This is a genomic window from Roseomonas sp. GC11 (assembly GCF_024437745.1).
Taxonomy (GTDB): Bacteria; Pseudomonadota; Alphaproteobacteria; order Acetobacterales; family Acetobacteraceae; genus Pseudoroseomonas.
In genome coordinates, this window is the sequence record NZ_JANFNY010000052.1 from 17851 (window position 1) to 35091 (window position 17241).

The window sequence follows — 17241 nt, forward strand, 5'->3', positions numbered from 1 at the left end:
ACGGCCCAAACCCCCGCGGGGGGGGGGGGGGGGGGGCCCCCCCCGGGGGGGGGGGGGGGGGCGCCCCCCCCGCTTTTTTGACCTGAATCAGGCCGCCTGAACCGCCAGCCGCCGCAGGCGCCCCGCCTGTGCCACGACGGTGATGATGGCCACCCCCGTGACCGCCGCGACGTAATGCGCCGGCGCCATGCGGTCGGCCGCCAGCATCAGCGAGACGGCCGGGGGCGTGATGCCGCCGAAGACGGCATAGGCCATGTTGTAGGCGAAGGAGATGCCGCTGAAGCGGATGGCCGGCGGGAAGGCGCGCACCATGATGTAGGGCACGATGGTGATCAGCCCGACGCAGGCGCCGGCCAGGGCGTGCAGCGGCAGCAGCAGGCCGCTATCGGCCGCCGTGCCGGCCCAGAGGGCATAGGCGGAGAGGATCAGCGCTGGCCCGCCCACCAGCATCACCGGCTTCGCGCCGAAGCGGTCCAGCGCCGCGCCGGTCAGCATGGCGCAGAGGGTGAGGGTGAGGGTCGCGGCGATGCTGGCCACCAGGGTCTGCGTCGCCGGGATGGCGTAGAGCTTCTGCATCAGCGGCGGCGTCATCAGGATCAGCACGACGATGCCGGCGGTGAGCATCCAGGTCATCAGCATGGAGATGATGACGGCGCGGCCATGGCCGCGCAGCACGGCCTTGATGGGCAGGTCGCGCACCAGCTCGGCGCGGCGGCGCATTTCCTCGAAGATCGGGGTCTCGTGCAGCCAGCGGCGCAGATACATCGCCATCAGGCCGAAGACGCCGCCGGCCAGGAAGGGGATGCGCCAAGCGTAGCCGGCGACCTCGGCCGGGGTGAAGGCCATGTTGATGGCGGTGGCCATCAGCGAGCCGAGCAGGATGCCGCCGGTCAGTCCGCCGGTGAGCAGGCCGACGGCCAGCCCCATGCGGTGGGCGGGGACGTGCTCGGCCACGAAGACCCAGGCGCCCGGCGCCTCGCCGCCGATGGCCGCGCCCTGCATCATGCGGAACAGCAGCAGCAGCAGCGGCGCGGCATAGCCGATGGTCTCATAGGTGGGCGTCAGGCCGATCAGCAGCGTGGGCACCGCCATCAGGAAGACGCTGAGGGTGAACATGCGCTTGCGGCCGATCTTGTCGCCGAAATGCGCCATGATCATGCCGCCGAGCGGGCGGGCCAGGTAGCCGGCGGCGAAGATGCCGAAGGTCTGCACCGTCTGCAGCCAGTCCGGCATCGAGGACGGGAAGAAGAGGTGGCCGATGGCGGCGGCGAAGAAGACGAAGATGATGAAGTCGTAGAACTCCAGCGCGCCGCCGAGCGAGGCCAGGACGAGGGTGCGGATGTCCTGCCGCGTCAGGCCGGGGGAGAGGGGTGTCGCACTGGGTCGGGTCATGAGGTTCCGCCATCGGGTCGGAGGCACGGCGGTTCATTGCGCGGTGCCGGGGGAAGGCGGCAATTTTAGGTCGCGCCCCCGCGCTGTCGTGGCATGAATGGTGGATGCTGCCCTGCAGCAAGCGCAGGCCAGGGGGTGGCGCCCACGGATGGGTTGCCAAAGGCCCCAGAGACCGTTTGAAAACCGATCGCCTGCTCTTGAGAGGGGCTTCGCCCCTCTCAAACTCTCCCCACCAAAGGCCTGAGGCCTTTGGAAACCCATCCGTAAAAGCACCAACGGAAGGCGGGTGCAGGGGATACGATCCCCTGCCCAGGGGAAAGAATGGGGGGCTTTGCCCCTCTCAGGCCTGCTTCAGCTCGATCAGACCGCGGCGGATCTTGCGGCCGCGGCGGATGCGGTCCTCGATGAAGCCGGCCTCGCCCCAGCGCACGGCGCGGCCGAGGGCGTGGGCGTCCTCCGAGAAGCGCGCCAGCATTTCCAGCAGCGCCTCGCGATTGTTGAGGAAGACGTCGCGCCACATATCCACGTCGCTGGCGGCGATGCGGGTGAAGTCGCGGAAGCCGGAGGCGGCGAATTTCAGCACCTGCTCGCGCGTTTCCTGCGCCAGGTCATCGGCCGTCGAGCAGATGGTGAAGGCGATCAGGTGCGGCAGGTGGGAGACGATGGCCACCACCTTGTCATGGGTGGCGGCGTCCATCGTCTCGATCATGGCGCCGGCGCGGCGCCACATCTCGGAGAGTTTTTCCTGGGCCGCCGCATCGCCGCCCTCGACGGGGGTGAGGATGACGTAGCGGCCCTGGAAGAGCGTGGCGAAGCCGGCATCGGGGCCGGAATGCTCGGTGCCCGCCATCGGGTGGCCGGGGACGAGGTGCACCCCCTGCGGCAGCAGCGGCAGCAGGTCGCGCAGCACGGAGCCCTTGGTGGAGCCGACATCGCTCAGCAGGCAGCCGGGGGCGAGGTGCGGGGCGATCCGCGCCATCACCGCGCCGAAGCGGCCGACGGGGGTGCAGAGGATGACGCCGTCACAGCCCGCGACGGCGCGGGCCGGGTCGGTCTCCACGGCATCGGCGAGGCCGAGTTCGGCGACGCGGGCGGCGACCTCCGGGCTGGTGTCGCAGGCGACGAGGGTGGCGGCGATGTCGCCGCGCTCGCGGGCCAGCCGCGCCAGGGAGGAGCCGATCAGCCCGAGGCCGATCAGGCAGAGCCGCCGGAAGAGCGGCTCAGCCACGATGGGCGGTGATGGCGTCGATCACCATCTGGCATTCCTCGGCATTGCCGATGGTGACGCGCAGGCAGGCGGGCAGGCCATAGCCGCCGAGGCCGCGCAGGATCAGCCCACGCGCCTTCATGGTGGCGTCCACCGCCTTCGCCGCCTCGGGCGAGCCGAAATCGACCATCAGGAAGTTGGTCTGGCTCGGCGCCACGGTGAAGCCGGCGGCGGTGAAGGCGGCGGCCACCTTGGCGCGCCATTCGGTGTTGTGGGCGGCGCCCTTCGCCACCCAGCCCGGCTCGGCCAGGGCGCCGATGGCGGCGGCCTGGCTGGCGGAGGCGACGTTGAAGGGCCCGCGCACGCGGTTCAGCGTCTCGATGATCGCCGGCGCGCCATAGCCCCAGCCGATGCGCATGCCGCCCAGGCCGAAGATCTTGCTGAAGGTGCGCAGCATGATCGTGTTGTCCGTGGCGTCCGCCAGCGCCGTGCCCGGGTCATAGGAGGGCTCGGTGACGTATTCGGCATAGGCGCTGTCGATGACGAGGAGGATATCCCCGCGCAGCCCGGCGCGCAGGCGGCGCATCTCGGCCTCGGGCAGCAGGGCGCCGGTCGGGTTGTTGGGGTTGGTGAGGAAGACGATGCGCGTGCGCGGGCCGACGGCGGCCAGCATGGCGTCCACATCGGCCAGCCCGCCGCGCTCCGCCACCTTCAGCACGCGTGAGCCGGCATAGCGCCCGGCGATGTCGTACATCATGAAGCCATAGGCGGACATGATGATCTCGGTGCCCTCGCCGCCATAGGCGAGGCAGAGATGGCCGATCAGCTCATCCGAGCCATTGCCGCAGACGATGCGGGCGGGGTCGAGCCCCCAATGGGCGCCGATCGCCTCGCGCAGCGCGGTGGCGCCGCCATCGGGGTAGCGATGGGCCTTGAGCGCTGCCTGGGTGATCGCCTCCACCGCCGCCGGGGGGGGGCCGAAGGCGCCCTCGTTGGAGGAGAGCTTGACGATCCGGTTCACCCCCGGAAGCTTCGACTCGCCCCCGACATAGGGCTCGATCGAGAGGATGGAGGGGCGCGGCAGCACGGTCATCGGCTTATTCTTCCGGCTCGGGCTCGGCATAGGCGCCGAGGATCTGCAGGCGTTGGAAGGGCAGGATGGCGAGGCGTGGGTCGCCCTCCTCCAGGAAGCCATCCACCTCGGCCAGGGCCATGGGGTTGGGGGCGTCACGGCGGATCAGCCAGCGCGGGGCGAGGCCGGCGGCGGCGAGGGCGGCGGCGATGCGCGGGCGGGTCTGCTCCGGCGTCGGCTCCAGGCGGAGCAGGCTGCGGTCCCGCCCCGTGGCATCGGCCACGAGCGGCGCCACGGCATAGGCCAGCGGCGCCTCCCCGCGCGGGGAGAGGAAGGGCAGCGCCGCCACGACGCGCAGCCGCGGCGTCTCCAGCTGGGTCCACCAGGCGGCTTCCGGGCGCTCGCCCTCCTGCGGGGCGGGGAGGACGGCCACGGCGGCCTCGCCCTGGGCCACGCTGGCCAGCACGCGGGAGGGGGTGGGGTGCAGCTTCAGCGGTGTCAGCAGGCCGAAATGGCCACGGGCGAGGCGGGCCATGGCGTCCTGCGCCGGCTCGCCATTCTGTGCCGCGCCGCCCTGGGCGGCGACGGTGAAATGGCCCTGCTGGGCCAGCGAGGCGGCGATGATCTCGCGCCACAGCCGCACGATGGCCGGGCGCGCCAGGGCGCCGGCATTGCGGCCGAGCAGGCGGCGCAGGATCAGCGCCTCCCGCCCGGGGCGGAAGGTGGGCGCGGTGCCCTTCACGCGGCTGGCCGCCATGCGCGCCACGATATCGGCGCGGCGCATCAGCAGGTCGTGCAGCGCGTCGTCGATCCGGTCGATCTCCGCGCGCAGGGTGGCCAGGTCGGGGGGGGATTGGTCGGGCATGGCGTGCAGGCAGCAATAAAGCGGTGTGGCCCCGCCGCCAAGCCATCGACGCCGCCTGCCCGACGATCGGCGCGGGAAGAGGGGGCGGGAAGAGGGGGCGGGAAGGGGAGGCCGCGCGGGCCTCCGCCCCCCGCGTCCCCGCGCCCTGCGCCATGCACACGCGCCAAGCCACACGGGATGGTGGACCTCGGCGCGCCACGCGCCTATTCCTGCCCGCCCGATGACCGAGGCCAAGCCCACCGTGACCGAAGCTCCCCCCCCTGCCGAGGTGGCGCACCGGCGCGCCCATTTCCCCGAGGGCGTGGCGCTGGACTGCGGCGCCGTGGTCGCGCCGCTCGATGTCGCCTACTGCACCTACGGCACGCTGAACGCGGCGCGCAGCAACGCCATCCTGGTCTGCCACGCCCTGACCGGCGACCAGTACCTGGCCGAGCGCCACCCGCTGACCGGCCGGCCCGGCTGGTGGCAGGCCATTGTCGGGCCGGGCCTGCCGCTCGATACGGACCGCTATTTCATCATCTGCTCCAACGTGCTGGGCGGCTGCATGGGCACCACCGGCCCGCGCGAGCCGATGCCCGTCTCCGATGGCGCGCCGCGCCCCTTTCCCCATCTCTGGGGTACGGATTTTCCCAACATCACCATCCGCGACATGGTGCGCGCCCAGCACAAGCTGGTGCGGGAGTATTTCGGCATCGAGCGCCTGCTGGCCGTGGTCGGCGGCTCGATGGGCGGCATGCAGGCGCTGGAATGGGCCGCGACCTATCCCGAGATGGTCCATGCCTGCGCCCCGATCGCCACGGCGACGCACCACAGCGCGCAGAACATCGCCTTCCACGAGGTGGGCCGCGCCGCCATCCACGCCGACCCGGACTGGCGCGGCGGCCGCTACTGGGAGGTGCCGGGGCTGATCCCGGCCAAGGGCCTCTCCGTCGCGCGCATGGTGGCGCATATCACCTATCTCTCGGAGGAGGCGCTGAACCGCAAATTCGGCCGCCGCCTGCGCGGCGCCCCGGCGCTGACCTTCCTGGAGGACGTGTTCGAGGTGGAAAGCTACCTGCGCCACCAGGGCAGCAGCTTCACCCGCCGCTTCGATGCCAATTCCTACCTGACCATCACCCGCGCGGTGGATTACTTCGACCTCGCCGCCGAGGCGGGGGGCGACCTCGCCGCCGCCTTCCACGGCACCACCACGCGCTTCTTCGTCGCCAGTTTTTCTTCGGACTGGCTCTTCCCCACCAGCGAGAGCCGCACCCTGGTGCGCGCCCTCAACGCCGCTGCGGCCAAGGTGTCCTTCGTCGAGATCACCTCCGACAAGGGGCATGACGCCTTCCTGCTCGACGAGCCGGAATTCCACGCGGCGCTGGGCGGCTTCCTGCGCGGCGCGGCCTCGAAGCTCGGCGTCTAGCCGCCCGCCCCGCCGCCCCGCCGCCGCAAAGGAGATTGCGGCAGGGGGAGGGGTGGGCCATACCCCCCGCCATGGCGCAGGACCTCAGCACTTCCGCCGGGCGGCGCGCCGCCTGGATCAACAGCCTGTTCGTGGACCACGCGGTGCTGCGGCTGGGCTGGCGCAACTGGGGGGTGGTGGCGCCGGGGCGGCTCTACCGCTCCAACCACCCGAGCCCCTGGCAGATCCGCCGCGCCGTGCGCCAGGCCGGCATCCGCAGCATCGTCAACCTGCGCGGCCTGCGGGAGAATTGCGGCTCCGACGCGCTGGGCCGCGCCATGGCCGCCGAGCTTGGCCTCAACCATGTGGACGCCCCGCTGGAAAGCCGCGGCGCCCCGCACCTGGACCGCCTGCTGCGCCTGGCCGGCCTGTTCGCCAGCCTGCCCGAGCCGGTGCTGATCCACTGCAAATCCGGCGCCGACCGCACCGGCCTCGCCGCCGGCTTCTGGCTGCTGCTGCAAGGCCAGCCGGTGGAAGAGGCCCTGCGCCAGCTCACCCTGCGCCACGGCCACCTCTCCGCCAGCAAGACCGGCATCCTCGACGCCTTCTTCCGCGACTACGCCGCCTTCCAGAAGGCCCACGGCCCCAAGCCCATCCTCGACTGGCTGCGCGAGGACTACGACGAAGACCGCCTCCGCCACAGCTTCCGCAGCCAACCCTGGGCCGACCGAATCACCGACTCCCTCCTCCGCCGCGAATGATTCTTTCGGGCTGCCGCCGTCTGGTGGAGAAGCGGGCCGCCGCCCTGGGCCGGAGTGGCCCGGTGAAGGAGCGCGGCCGCCGTCTGAGCCATGACCGGCAGCTGAAAAAAAGCTGCCCTGGGCCGGAGTGGCCCGGTGAAGGAGCGCGGCCGCCGTCTGAGCCGTGACCGGCAGCTGAAAAAAAGCTCCCCTGGGCCGGAACACCCCCGGCCCAGTGCCGCGGCCGTCGTCTGAGCCATGACCGGAAGCTGAAAAACTAATCGGAGCGGGCGCCGGAGGTCTGGACGGCGGCGTGCCACATGGGGCGTTCGGCCTTGCCGCGGGTGATGGCGTCTTCCGGGGTGGACCACAGGGGGGTGGCGCCGGCCTGGAGGAAGCGCTGCCGCAGGGCGGGGTCGTCGGTGACCTGCCGCAGGGCGGCGTTGAAGCGGTCCACGATGGGGCGTGGCGTGGCGGCGGGGGCCACGAAGGCGCCCCAGGAGGTGATGACGAAATCCGCCACCCCGGCCTCGGCCATAGTGGGGATGTCGGGCAGGCTGGGCCAGCGCTGGGCGCTGGTCACGGCGAGCGCCCGCATCCGGCCTTCCTGGATGACCGGGAGGTAGGAGGCCAGGTTGTCGATGGCGAAGGTGACATCGCCGGCCAGCATGGCGGGGATGGTCTGCGCCGCGCCGCGGAAGGGGACGTGGGTGGCATCCAGCCCGAGGCGGCTGCGGAAGATCTCGCCCGAGAGATGCGGCGAGGTGCCGACGCCGGGCGAGCCGAAGGAGACGCCGCCGCGCTTTTCCTTCGCCCAGGCGATGAATTCGGCCAGGGTCCGGGCCGGGACGTGCTGGGTGGGCACGACCACGACATTGGGGAATTCCCAGGTCAGCGCCACGGGCAGGAAGTCGCGGTCGATGTCCCACGACATGCGGCTGTAGAGATATTGGTTGATGGCGAAGTGGCCGACCGTGGCGGCGGCGAAGGTGTAGCCATCGGGCGTGGCCTTGGCCACGGCGTCCATACCGATATTACCGCCGGCGCCGGGCCGGTTCTCGACGATGATGGTCTGCCCCAGCAGCGGTTGCAGCCGCTCCGCCAGCAGGCGCGTCAGCACATCGGTGGAGCCGGCGGGCGGGTAGGGGACGATGATGCGGAAGGCGCGTTCCGGCCAGTTCGCCTGGGCGCGGGCGGCAGGCATGAGGGCGGGCATGGCCAGGGCAGCCCCCAGCAGGGCGCGGCGGGTGGTCATTGGGCGAATCCTCGTGTTCTTTGGTCCGGTGAGGGACCTGGGGAGGATGCCCAAGCCTGGGCGGTGGCGCCACAGAATGTGATGTTTTCGGGAAATTTTTGAATTTTGCGTAAAAATCTTCTTTTTCTGAAGAAAAAGAAGCAAAAAGACTTTTTCCGTCTGGCGTCCCACTTCGGGCCTGAGGCGGGACGCCAAGCTGGAAAAAGTTTTTTGGTTCTTTTTTTCTAAAAAAGAACCCTTCCCCTTTTAAAGGAATTTTTCCCTTTCACGGCCAGCGTACTTCCGGCGGCATGGACATGAGGATGGCCTCGGTATTGCCGCCGGTCTTGAGGCCGAAGAGGGTGCCGCGGTCGTGCAGCAGGTTGAACTCGACATAGCGGCCACGGCGGATGAGCTGGTGCTCGCGCTCGGCTTCGGTCCAGGGTTCGTGCATGCGCTGGCGGATGATGGCCGGGTAGGCTTCCAGGAAGGCCTCGCCCACGTCGCGGGTGAAGGCGAAGTGGCGGGGGAGCTGCTCGCCGCCCGGTTCGTCGCGCCCCAGCCAGTCATAGAAGATGCCGCCGAGGCCGCGCGGCTCGCCGCGGTGGGGCAGAAAGAAATATTCGTCGCACCACGCCTTGAAGCGCGGGTAGTAGGCGGGGTCGTGGCGGTCGCAGGCGGCCTGGAAGGCGGCGTGGAAGCGCGCCGCGTCCTCGCGCGACTCGGGTGCGTCCATGGCCATGGGGGTGATATCGCCGCCGCCGCCGAACCAGGCGCGGCGGGTGGTGATGAAGCGCGTGTTCATATGCGCCGCCGGCACGCGGGGGGAGCGCATATGGGCGACGAGGGAGACGCCGGTGGCGAGGAAGCGCGGGTCTTCCTCGGCGCCCGGGATCTGGCGGCGGAATTCCGGGCTGAACTCGCCCCAGACGGTGGAGACGTTGACGCCCACCTTCTCAAACACCCGGCCCTTCATGACGGACATGACCCCGCCGCCGCCGCCCGGGCGTTCCCAGGCGGAGCGCTGGAAGCGGCCGGGGGGGAGGGTGGCATGGGGGCCGGATTCCAGCGCGTCCTCAATCGATTCGAAGGCCGCGCAGAGGCGGTCCCGCAGCGATTCGAACCAGGCGCGGGCGGAATCAGCCAGGGGATGGCCGATGGGATCGGTTTTTGGATCGGTCTCGGGCATGGGCGGCGCGGTCCTGCGGCGAAAGGGCGGAAGGGCGCTAGCGTGGTGGCCGCCGGGCCGCAACCGCGCTTGAAGTCGCAAGGTGGCGACCGTTGCGATTGCCACTCTGATGAAGCTGCCTTTATATGGCGCCGGCGCAGGGCAAAATGGCGCGGCTTCGCGCGTGCCCGGCGTCTCCGCATCCGCGGACAATGATCAGCGGCCGGCCTGCCTGCCAGGTACCGGGTCGGCCGCCAAAAGGGACGATGAGGCATGGCCGAGACGCTTGCGCCGAGCAGCTCCCCCAACACGGGCAATACCCTGGGGGAAGGCGACCATGGGCCCGAAGGGACCAAACGCGACTTTCTGAAACTGGTGGCGGGCTCCTTCGCGGCGGTCGGCGTGGGCGCCATCGTCTGGCCCTTCATCCACTCGATGAACCCGGCGAAGGATGTGCTCGCGCTGGCCAGCACCGATGTGCCCCTCTCGCACATCGCCGAGGGCCAGGCCGTCACCGTAATGTGGCGTGGCAAGCCGGTCTTCGTCCGCCACCGCACGGCGGCCGAGATCCAGGAGGCCAAGGCCGTGCCGCTCGGTGAGCTGCGCGACCCGCAGCCGGACAGCGCGCGCATCCAGCGCGAGCCCTGGCTGGTGGTGCTCGGCGTCTGCACCCACCTGGGCTGCGTGCCGCTCGGCCAGAAGCCGACCGACGCGCGCGGCGATTTCGGTGGCTGGTTCTGCCCCTGCCACGGCAGCCACTACGACACCTCGGGGCGCATCCGTCGCGGGCCGGCGCCGTCGAACCTTGCCGTGCCGGACTACGCCTTCACGTCCGACACCCAGATCCGCATCGGCTGAGGACCGCACCCCATGGCATCCGGCCTGCACGACAGCAGCTTCACGAACCCGGTGGTGCGTTGGATCGACCAGCGCATGCCGGTCTTCACCATGCTCCAGAAAGAGTATGGCACCTTCCCGACGCCGCGGAATTTCAACTACTTCTGGAATTTCGGCGCGCTGGCCATGATCAACCTCGTGATCATGATCGCCACCGGCATCTTCCTGGTGATGAACTACACGCCGCACACCGCGCTCGCCTTCGAGAGCGTCGAGCGCATCATGCGCGACGTGAATTACGGCTGGCTCATCCGCTATGTGCACATGAACGGCGCCTCGATGTTCTTCATCGTGGTCCTCGTCCATGTCTGGCGCGGCATGTATTACGGCTCCTACAAGGCGCCGCGTGAGCTGCTCTGGATCCTCGGCGTCGTCATCTTCCTGCTGATGATGGCCACCGCCTTCATGGGCTACGTGCTGCCCTGGGGCCAGATGTCCTTCTGGGGCGCCACCGTCATCACCAACCTGTTCTCCGCCATCCCGGTGGTGGGCAATGCCATCGTCACGCTGCTCTGGGGCGGCTTCAGCGTCGACAACCCGACGCTCAACCGCTTCTTCAGCCTGCACTACCTGCTGCCCTTCGTGATCTTCGGCGTGGTCTTCCTGCATGTCGCCGCGCTGCACATCACGGGCTCCAACAACCCGCTCGGCATCGAGCCGAAGGGGCCGCAGGACACGCTTCCCTTCCACCCCTACTACACGGTGAAGGACAGCGTCGGCATCGTCGTCTACCTGATCGTCTTCGCGGTGCTGGTCTTCTTCGCGCCCAACTACCTCGGCCACCCGGACAACTACATCCCGGCCAACCCGCTGGTGACGCCGGCGCATATCGTGCCCGAGTGGTACTTCCTGCCCTTCTACGCCATCCTCCGCGCCGTCCCGAACAAGCTCGGCGGCGTGCTGATGATGTTCGGCGCCATCGCCGTCCTCTTCGTGCTGCCCTGGCTCGACCGCTCGCCGGTGCGTTCCATGCGCTTCCGCCCGATCGCCAAATGGGCCTTCCTGCTGTGGACGGTGAACTTCTTCGTCCTCATGTATTGCGGTGGCATGCCGGCCGAGGAGCCTTACGTCACCATCTCCCGCCTGGCGACGGCCTATTACTTCGCCTATTTCCTGGTGATCCTCCCCCTGCTGGCGAAGGTCGAGCGGCCCCTGCCGCTGCCCGAGAGCATCGCCAAGGCCGTGCTGCGTGGCGGCGGCCCCGTGCCCGGCGGCGCCGCGGCCAAGCCGATGGAGAAGGCATAATGCCCGTTCGCACCCTGCCCATGCGGAAACTGAAAGCGGCGGCCCTCGCGGCCGCCCTCTCCCTCGGCTTTCTGGCGGCGCCCGCCGCCCAGGCCGCGGAAGGCCATATCAGCATCCCCGATACCCGCTTCTCCTTCGACGGGGTCTTCGGCACCTTCGACCGGGGCGAGCTGCAGCGCGGTTTCCAGGTCTATAAGGAGGTCTGCGCCGCCTGCCACTCGCTGCGGCTGCTCTCCTACCGCAACCTGCGCGATATCGGCCTGAGCGAGGCGGAGGTCGCGGCCATCGCCGCCTCCTACCAGATCCAGGACGGCCCGAACGACAATGGCGAGATGTTCGAGCGCCCCGGCCGCGCCTCGGACCGCTTCCGCAAGCCCTTCGCCAATGACGCCGCCGCCCGCGCCGCCAACAACGGCGCCCTGCCGCCGGATCTCTCGGTCATCACCAAGGCGCGCGTCGGCGGGGCGGATTACATCCACGCCCTGCTCACCGGCTACCAGGACCCCCCGCCGGCCGGCGTCACGGTCATGGAGGGGATGCACTACAACAAGTACTTCCCCGGCCATCAGATCGGCATGGCCCCGCCGATCAACAGCGACGGCCAGCTCCAGTATGCCGATGGCACCCGCGCCACCGTGGACCAGATGGCGCGCGACGTCTCCACCTTCCTCACCTGGGCGGCGGAGCCGGAGCTGGAGCAGCGCCGCGCCATGGGCGTGCGCGTCATCCTCTTCCTCGTCATCCTGGGCGGCCTCACCTATGCGGTGAAGCGCAAGGTCTGGGCCGACGTGCATTGAACCGGCCGCCCCCCGCCGGGGGGGCGCCGCGGCCAGGAAAGGCCGTGACCAGGAAACAGGGCTGCCCCGCCGGGCGGCCCTTTTTCTTTTTCGGCCATTCTCCTGTATGGGGCGGGCCATCTGCCACGGCCGCCTGCGCCGGCCCCCTGCAAGCGAGCAATCCCATGAGCGACATCATCGAGCCCGTCATCGGCCTGATCGGCGGCTCCGGCCTCTATGACATTGACGGGCTGGAGGAGCGCGAATGGCGCCGCGTCGAAAGCCCCTGGGGCGAGCCCTCGGATGAGCTGCTCTTCGGCCGCCTCGCCGGGGTGAAGTGCGTCTTCCTGCCGCGCCATGGCCGCGGCCACCGCATCCCCCCCTCGGCGCTGAACTACCGCGCCAATATCGATGTGCTGAAGCGCGCGGGGGTGACGGAAATCCTCTCCCTCTCCGCCGTCGGCTCGCTCAATGGCGACCTGCCGCCGGGCACCTTCGTCATCGTCGACCAGTTCATCGACCGCACCTTCGCCCGGCAGAAGTCCTTCTTCGAGACGGGCTGCGTGGCGCATGTCTCGGTGGCGCATCCCGTCTGCCCGCGCCTCGGCGACGCGGCGGAGGCGGCGGCCCGCCAGATCGGGCTGAAGCACAAGCGCGGCGGCACCTATCTCGTGATGGAAGGGCCGCAATTCTCCACCAAGGCGGAGAGCGAGCTGTATCGCGCCTGGGGCTGCGACGTGATCGGCATGACCAACATGCCGGAGGCCAAGCTCGCCCGCGAGGCGGAGCTTTGCTACGCCACCATCGCCATGGTGACGGATTTCGACTGCTGGCACCCGGACCACGACCACGTCACCGTCGATGCGGTGGTGAAGGTGATGCAGGCCAATGCCGACCGCGCCAAGGCCCTGGTGAAGACCGTGGTGCCCATGCTGGGCGCGCCGCGCGGCGCCTGCCCGGCCGGCTGCGACCGCGCGCTGGAATACGCCCTCGTCACCCCGCCGGAGAAGCGCGACCCGGCGCTGATGGCCAGGCTGGATGCCGTCGCGGGGCGGGTGCTCAAGGCATAAAAAAAGCAGGGGGCGCTGCCCCCTGGCCCCCGCCGGGGGGACAGGGTCCCCCCGGACCCCGCCATCAGAAAGCGCCAGCAGATCGCGGGGTCCGGGGTGGCCGTGCCACCCCGGCGGGAGAGCCCGAGAGGGCGGCGCCCTCTCGGAGAACCGTGGCGCCGTGGCGCGCCGCGCCGTAAAAGCGGCGGATGGCCGCTCCGCTCCCTCTCGCGCCCCAGGGCGCCGATCCTTCCTTTGCCGACCTGATCGCCGCCCGCCCGGCGCTCTCCCTGCACGCCCATGACGGGCTGCTGATGGAGGAGGTGCCGCTGGCCCGCATCGCGCGGGAGGCCGGCACCCCCACCTGGGTCTATTCCGCCGACACGCTGCGCCGCCGCTACCGCGCGCTGCGCGATGCCCTGGCCGGGGCCGGGCTCACCGCCGGCATCCACTACGCCACCAAGGCCAATGACAGCCAGGCCGTGCTGCGCGTCCTCGCCGCCGAGGGCGCGGGGGCGGATATCGTCAGCGTGGGCGAGCTGCGCGCCACCCTGGCCGCCGGCATTCCCGCCAGCGCCACGGTCTTCTCCGGCGTCGGCAAGAAGCCGGAGGAAATCCGCTTCGCCCTGGCCCAGGGCATCTACCAGCTCAATGCCGAGAGCATCGAGGAAATCGCCGTCATCTCCGCCATCGCGCAGGAGATGGGGGTGCGGGCCCCGGTGGCGCTGCGCGTCAACCCGGATGTGGACGCCAGGACCCACGCCAAGATCACCACGGGCAAGGCCGAGAACAAGTTCGGCATCGCCTATGAGGATGCGCTGCCGCTCTATGCCCGCATGGCGGCGCTGCCGGGCATCCGCCCCATCGGCATCGCCACCCATATCGGCAGCCAGATCACCGAGGGCGTCGGCCCCTTCCGCGCCGCCTATGCCCGGCTGGCCGAGATGGTGCGCGAGATCCGCGCCCAGGGCCTGCCGATCGAGCGCGTCGACTGCGGTGGCGGCCTCGGCATCCCCTACCGGGATGAGATCGCGCCGCCGCCGGAGGCGCTGGCGGGCGCCATCCAGGCCACGCTGGGCGGGCTCGGCCTGCCGGTGATGCTGGAGCCGGGGCGCTGGATCGCCGGCCCCGCCGGGGTGCTGCTGGCCAGCATCGTGCTGCAGAAGCAGGGGCGCGGCCGCCGCTTCCTGGTGGCGGATGCCGCCATGAACGACCTCGTCCGCCCGGCCATGTACGAGGCGTGGCACGGCATCCTGCCGCTGGACCCCGCCCGCCACGCCGCGCCGCTCTCCCCGGCCGACATTGTCGGCCCCGTCTGCGAGACGGGGGATACCTTCGCCCGCGGCCGCGACATGCCGGAGATGGCTCCCGGCGAGTTCATCGCTTTTTTGGATGCGGGTGCCTATGGTGCGGTCATGAGCAGCACCTACAACGCCCGCCCTCTGGCGGCTGAAGTGCTGGTGGATGGCGCGCGCTTCGCCGTCGTCCGTCCGCGGCAGTCGCCTGAGGATCTCCTGGCGCATCAGCGCCTGCCGGAGTGGCTGACGTCATGATGGACCCGCGCGATCCGCTGGCCCGTCGCCTGGCGCGCGGGCGGCGGCTCGCGCGCTGGGCCCTGGGGTGGGAGGCCCTCTGGCCCCGCCTCTGGCCCGTGCTCGGCGTGGCCGGGCTGTTCCTGGTGCTGGCCCTGTCCGGGCTGGTGGCGCTGCTGCCGCCCTGGCTGCACCTCCTGCTGCTGGCGGGCTTCGCCGGGGCGCTCGGCACCGCCCTCTGGCGCGCGGCGCGCGGCTTCTCCTGGCCCGGCGATGCCGCGGCGGAACGCCGCATCGAGGCCGCCACCGGCCTGAAGCACCGCCCCCTCTCCACCCTGCGCGACCATGCCGTGACGGAAGATCCGGCGACGCTGGCGCTGTGGCGGGCGCATCAGGCGCGCGCCCTGGCCGGGCTGGCGCGGCTGCGTGTCGGCAGGCCGCGCCCCAACCTCGCGGCGCGCGACCCGCGCGCCCTGCGCGCCGGGCTGCTGGTGGCCCTCACCGCCGCGCTGGTGATCGGCGGGGAGGCCGGGCCGGAGCGCCTGCGCCGCGCCCTCTGGCCCAGCCTGCACGCCGCGCCCCTGGCCACCCCGGCGCTGAAGCTGGAAGCCTGGGTGACGCCGCCGGCCTATACCGGCGCCGCGCCGCTTTTCCTCGACCCCGCCGGCGGCACCCTCAGCGTGCCGCAGGGCAGCCGGTTGCAGATCGCCCTCTCCGGTGGGCGCGGCGGCGTGCCGGAGATGCGGCTGGATGCCGCCGCCACGCCGATGCGCGTGCTGGAGGCCGGCAGCTACGCCGCCGAGACGGTGCTGGAACAGGGGATGCGCATCGCCCTCTGGCGCGACGGGCAGGAGGTGGCGGGCTGGAATTTCGGCGTGCAGGCCGATGCGCCGCCGATGGTCGCCTTCACCGAGCCGCCCGGCGCCGCGCCGCGCGGCACCGCCCTGCGCCTGCCCTGGAAGGCGGAGGATGATTGGGCCGTCACCGGCCTGCGCGCCGAGATGCGCCTCGTCGCCCGGCCGGAGGGCGAGGCCCTGGTGCTCGACCTGCCCCTGCCCGGCGGCAATCCGCGCCAGATGCGCGGCGTGGCGCAGCCCGACCTCTCGGCGCATCCCTGGGCCGGGCTGCCGGTGCAGCTCCGCCTCGTGGCGCGCGATGGCGCGCAGCAGGAGGGCTGGTCCACCCCCGCCGGGCTGGTGCTGCCGGAGCGCAGCTTCAACCACCCCGTCGCCCGCGCGCTGATCGCCCTGCGCAAGACCCTGTCGCTCGATCCCGCGGCGCGGGAGGCGGCGCGCAACGGGCTGGACGAGATCGCCTCGAAGCCCGAGGCTTTTGAGAATGACCTGACGACCTTCCTGGCGCTGCGCGTGGCGCGGCACCGGCTGGTGCGCGACCGGCGGCCGGAGGCGGTGGCCGAGTCGCAGGCGCTGATGTGGCAGATCGCCGTGGCGCTGGAGGAGGGGCGGACGGACCGCACCGCCCGCGCCCTGGCCGCCGCGCGGGAGGCGCTGCGCGAGGCGCTGGCCCAGGCCGAGCGCACCCCGCCCGGTGCCGAGGCCCGCGCCGAGCTGGAACGCCGTGTGCAGGAACTGCGCGAGGCGGTGCAGCGCCACCTTGAGGCGCTGGCCGAGCGGCTGCGGCAGGAGAATGCCGAGGCCATGCCCTACGACCCCAGCCAGCGCATGCTCGACCCGCGCGAGCTTGAGCGGCGGACGCAGGAGATGCAGGATTCGGCGCGGGAAGGCCGCACCGACCGCCTGCAGCAGGAACTGGCCGAACTGGAAAAAATGCTGGATGCGCTCCAGCAGGGGCAGGCGGCGCGGCCCGAGGGCTCCAACAACCGCAACAGCCAGCGCCAGCAGCAGCAACAGCAGCGCGGCCAGCAGCAGATGGGCGCGGTGCAGGACATGGTGCAGCGCCAGGGCGAGATGCTGGACCGCGCCTACCGGCGCGACGAGTCGCAGCCGCGCCCGCAGGAGCGCCGCCCCGGCGCCCCGCCCCGGCCCCAGCCGCAACAGCAGGGCCAGCAGGCCGCGCCGGAGCGTGAGCGTGCCGCCGAGGCGCAGCGCGATGCCCGCCAGCAGCGCGCCCTGCGCCGGGCCCTGGGCGAGCTGATGCAGCAATTCGGCGACCTGACGGGCGAGATCCCCGATGCCCTGGGCCGCGCCGATCAGGCGATGCGTCAGGCGCAGGAGGCGCTGGGCCAGGGCGGCAACCCCGTGCCGCACCAGCAGGAGGCCATCCGCGAATTGCAGGAGGGCGGGCGGCAGATGGCGCAGTCCATGCAGCGCCAGTTCGGCCAGGGCGAGGGGGAAGGCGAGGGCCAGGGGCAGGCGCAGGAAAATGGCGGCCCCGGCCAGGGCCAGCAGCAGGGGCAGGACCGCATGACCGGGCAGGCGCAGGGGCGTGACCCGCTGGGCCGCCCGGCGCGCGAGGCCCCCGGCGCCAATGACCAGGGCAGCGATACCCAGGTGCCCCAGGAAGCCGAGATGCTGCGCAGCCGCCGCATCCAGGAGGAACTCCGCCGCCGGGGCGCGGACCGGGAACGGCCGGTGCAGGAACTGGATTACATCGACCGGCTGCTGCGCGCTTTTTGACAGGTGGGGGGGGGGGGGGGGGGGGGGGGGGGGGGGGGGGGGGGGGGGGGGGGGGGGGGGGGGGGGGGGGGGGGGGGGGGGGG

14 protein-coding genes are annotated in these 17241 nt (G+C 71.3%); 8 read left to right on the forward strand and 6 right to left on the reverse strand.

Annotated elements, in window-relative coordinates:
- Positions 1–87 precede the first annotated feature (87 nt).
- The 4 genes from NON00_RS16065 to NON00_RS16080 all read right to left on the reverse strand — a co-directional run bounded on the left by NON00_RS16065 (position 88) and on the right by NON00_RS16080 (position 4536).
- Positions 88–1392 carry an MFS transporter gene (locus NON00_RS16065; protein WP_256022950.1) on the reverse strand — a complete coding sequence of 435 codons (1305 nt, stop codon included), beginning with the start codon at positions 1390–1392 and terminating at the stop codon, positions 88–90.
- Positions 1393–1732: 340 nt separating this feature from the next.
- Positions 1733–2620 carry a prephenate/arogenate dehydrogenase family protein gene (locus tag NON00_RS16070; protein ID WP_256022953.1) on the reverse strand — a complete coding sequence of 296 codons (888 nt, stop codon included), beginning with the start codon at positions 2618–2620 and terminating at the stop codon, positions 1733–1735.
- Positions 2613–3692, reverse strand: a complete 1080-nt coding sequence (gene hisC / locus NON00_RS16075; RefSeq protein WP_256022956.1) for a histidinol-phosphate transaminase — start codon at positions 3690–3692, stop codon at positions 2613–2615. Before hisC ends, NON00_RS16070 begins: the two co-directional genes overlap by 8 nt.
- 4 nt (positions 3693–3696) lie before the next feature.
- A complete protein-coding gene (locus NON00_RS16080) occupies positions 3697–4536 on the reverse strand; it encodes a chorismate mutase (protein ID WP_256022958.1) in 840 nt (279 codons plus the stop codon).
- A gap of 241 nt (positions 4537–4777) precedes the next feature.
- Between NON00_RS16080 and NON00_RS16085 the strand changes: the two genes are divergently transcribed.
- Entirely contained in the window at positions 4778–5941 is a 1164-nt protein-coding gene (locus tag NON00_RS16085) for a homoserine O-acetyltransferase (protein WP_370688727.1), read from the forward strand.
- Between the two features lie 71 nt (positions 5942–6012).
- Entirely contained in the window at positions 6013–6681 is a 669-nt protein-coding gene (locus tag NON00_RS16090; RefSeq protein WP_256022963.1) for a tyrosine-protein phosphatase, read from the forward strand.
- A 256-nt stretch (positions 6682–6937) separates the two neighbouring features.
- Here the strand turns inward: NON00_RS16090 and NON00_RS16095 are convergent, their stop codons facing one another.
- On the reverse strand, positions 6938–7915 hold the full coding sequence (locus NON00_RS16095; RefSeq protein ID WP_256022964.1) for a tripartite tricarboxylate transporter substrate binding protein: 978 nt from the start codon (positions 7913–7915) through the stop codon (positions 6938–6940).
- Positions 7916–8180: 265 nt separating this feature from the next.
- Positions 8181–9083: an oxygen-dependent coproporphyrinogen oxidase gene (gene hemF, locus NON00_RS16100; RefSeq protein ID WP_256022965.1), complete on the reverse strand. Its 903-nt coding sequence runs from the start codon at positions 9081–9083 to the stop codon at positions 8181–8183.
- 252 nt (positions 9084–9335) lie between these two features.
- Between hemF and petA the strand changes: the two genes are divergently transcribed.
- The 6 genes from petA (at position 9336) to NON00_RS16130 (ending at position 17158) form a co-directional block, all read left to right on the forward strand.
- A complete protein-coding gene (gene petA / locus NON00_RS16105) occupies positions 9336–9920 on the forward strand; it encodes a ubiquinol-cytochrome c reductase iron-sulfur subunit (protein WP_256022966.1) in 585 nt (194 codons plus the stop codon).
- A 12-nt stretch (positions 9921–9932) separates the two neighbouring features.
- Positions 9933–11204 carry a cytochrome b/b6 gene (locus tag NON00_RS16110; protein WP_305123386.1) on the forward strand — a complete coding sequence of 424 codons (1272 nt, stop codon included), beginning with the start codon at positions 9933–9935 and terminating at the stop codon, positions 11202–11204.
- A 20-nt stretch (positions 11205–11224) separates the two neighbouring features.
- A complete protein-coding gene (locus NON00_RS16115; RefSeq protein WP_256022970.1) occupies positions 11225–12001 on the forward strand; it encodes a cytochrome c1 in 777 nt (258 codons plus the stop codon).
- Positions 12002–12165: 164 nt separating this feature from the next.
- Positions 12166–13050, forward strand: coding sequence for an S-methyl-5'-thioadenosine phosphorylase (locus NON00_RS16120; RefSeq protein WP_256022967.1), 885 nt, complete (start codon positions 12166–12168; stop codon positions 13048–13050).
- A 188-nt stretch (positions 13051–13238) separates the two neighbouring features.
- Positions 13239–14582 (forward strand): diaminopimelate decarboxylase, encoded by a 1344-nt coding sequence (gene lysA / locus NON00_RS16125; protein ID WP_256022968.1) that lies wholly within the window; start codon positions 13239–13241, stop codon positions 14580–14582.
- Positions 14579–17158 carry a TIGR02302 family protein gene (locus NON00_RS16130; RefSeq protein ID WP_305123387.1) on the forward strand — a complete coding sequence of 860 codons (2580 nt, stop codon included), beginning with the start codon at positions 14579–14581 and terminating at the stop codon, positions 17156–17158. Before lysA ends, NON00_RS16130 begins: the two co-directional genes overlap by 4 nt.
- Positions 17159–17241 lie beyond the last annotated feature (83 nt).

Excerpts from the sequence above, each read along its gene's own strand:
- NON00_RS16065 (WP_256022950.1), bottom strand. The coding sequence starts at position 1,392 with ATGACCCGACCCAGTGCGACACCCCTCTCCCCCGGCCTGACGCGGCAG.
- hisC (WP_256022956.1), bottom strand. The coding sequence starts at position 3,692 with ATGACCGTGCTGCCGCGCCCCTCCATCCTCTCGATCGAGCCCTATGTC.
- NON00_RS16080 (WP_256022958.1), bottom strand. The coding sequence starts at position 4,536 with ATGCCCGACCAATCCCCCCCCGACCTGGCCACCCTGCGCGCGGAGATC.
- NON00_RS16090 (WP_256022963.1), top strand. The coding sequence starts at position 6,013 with ATGGCGCAGGACCTCAGCACTTCCGCCGGGCGGCGCGCCGCCTGGATC.
- NON00_RS16095 (WP_256022964.1), bottom strand. The coding sequence starts at position 7,915 with ATGACCACCCGCCGCGCCCTGCTGGGGGCTGCCCTGGCCATGCCCGCC.
- hemF (WP_256022965.1), bottom strand. The coding sequence starts at position 9,083 with ATGCCCGAGACCGATCCAAAAACCGATCCCATCGGCCATCCCCTGGCT.
- petA (WP_256022966.1), top strand. The coding sequence starts at position 9,336 with ATGGCCGAGACGCTTGCGCCGAGCAGCTCCCCCAACACGGGCAATACC.
- NON00_RS16110 (WP_305123386.1), top strand. The coding sequence starts at position 9,933 with ATGGCATCCGGCCTGCACGACAGCAGCTTCACGAACCCGGTGGTGCGT.
- NON00_RS16115 (WP_256022970.1), top strand. The coding sequence starts at position 11,225 with ATGCGGAAACTGAAAGCGGCGGCCCTCGCGGCCGCCCTCTCCCTCGGC.
- NON00_RS16120 (WP_256022967.1), top strand. The coding sequence starts at position 12,166 with ATGAGCGACATCATCGAGCCCGTCATCGGCCTGATCGGCGGCTCCGGC.
- lysA (WP_256022968.1), top strand. The coding sequence starts at position 13,239 with ATGGCCGCTCCGCTCCCTCTCGCGCCCCAGGGCGCCGATCCTTCCTTT.
- NON00_RS16130 (WP_305123387.1), top strand. The coding sequence starts at position 14,579 with ATGATGGACCCGCGCGATCCGCTGGCCCGTCGCCTGGCGCGCGGGCGG.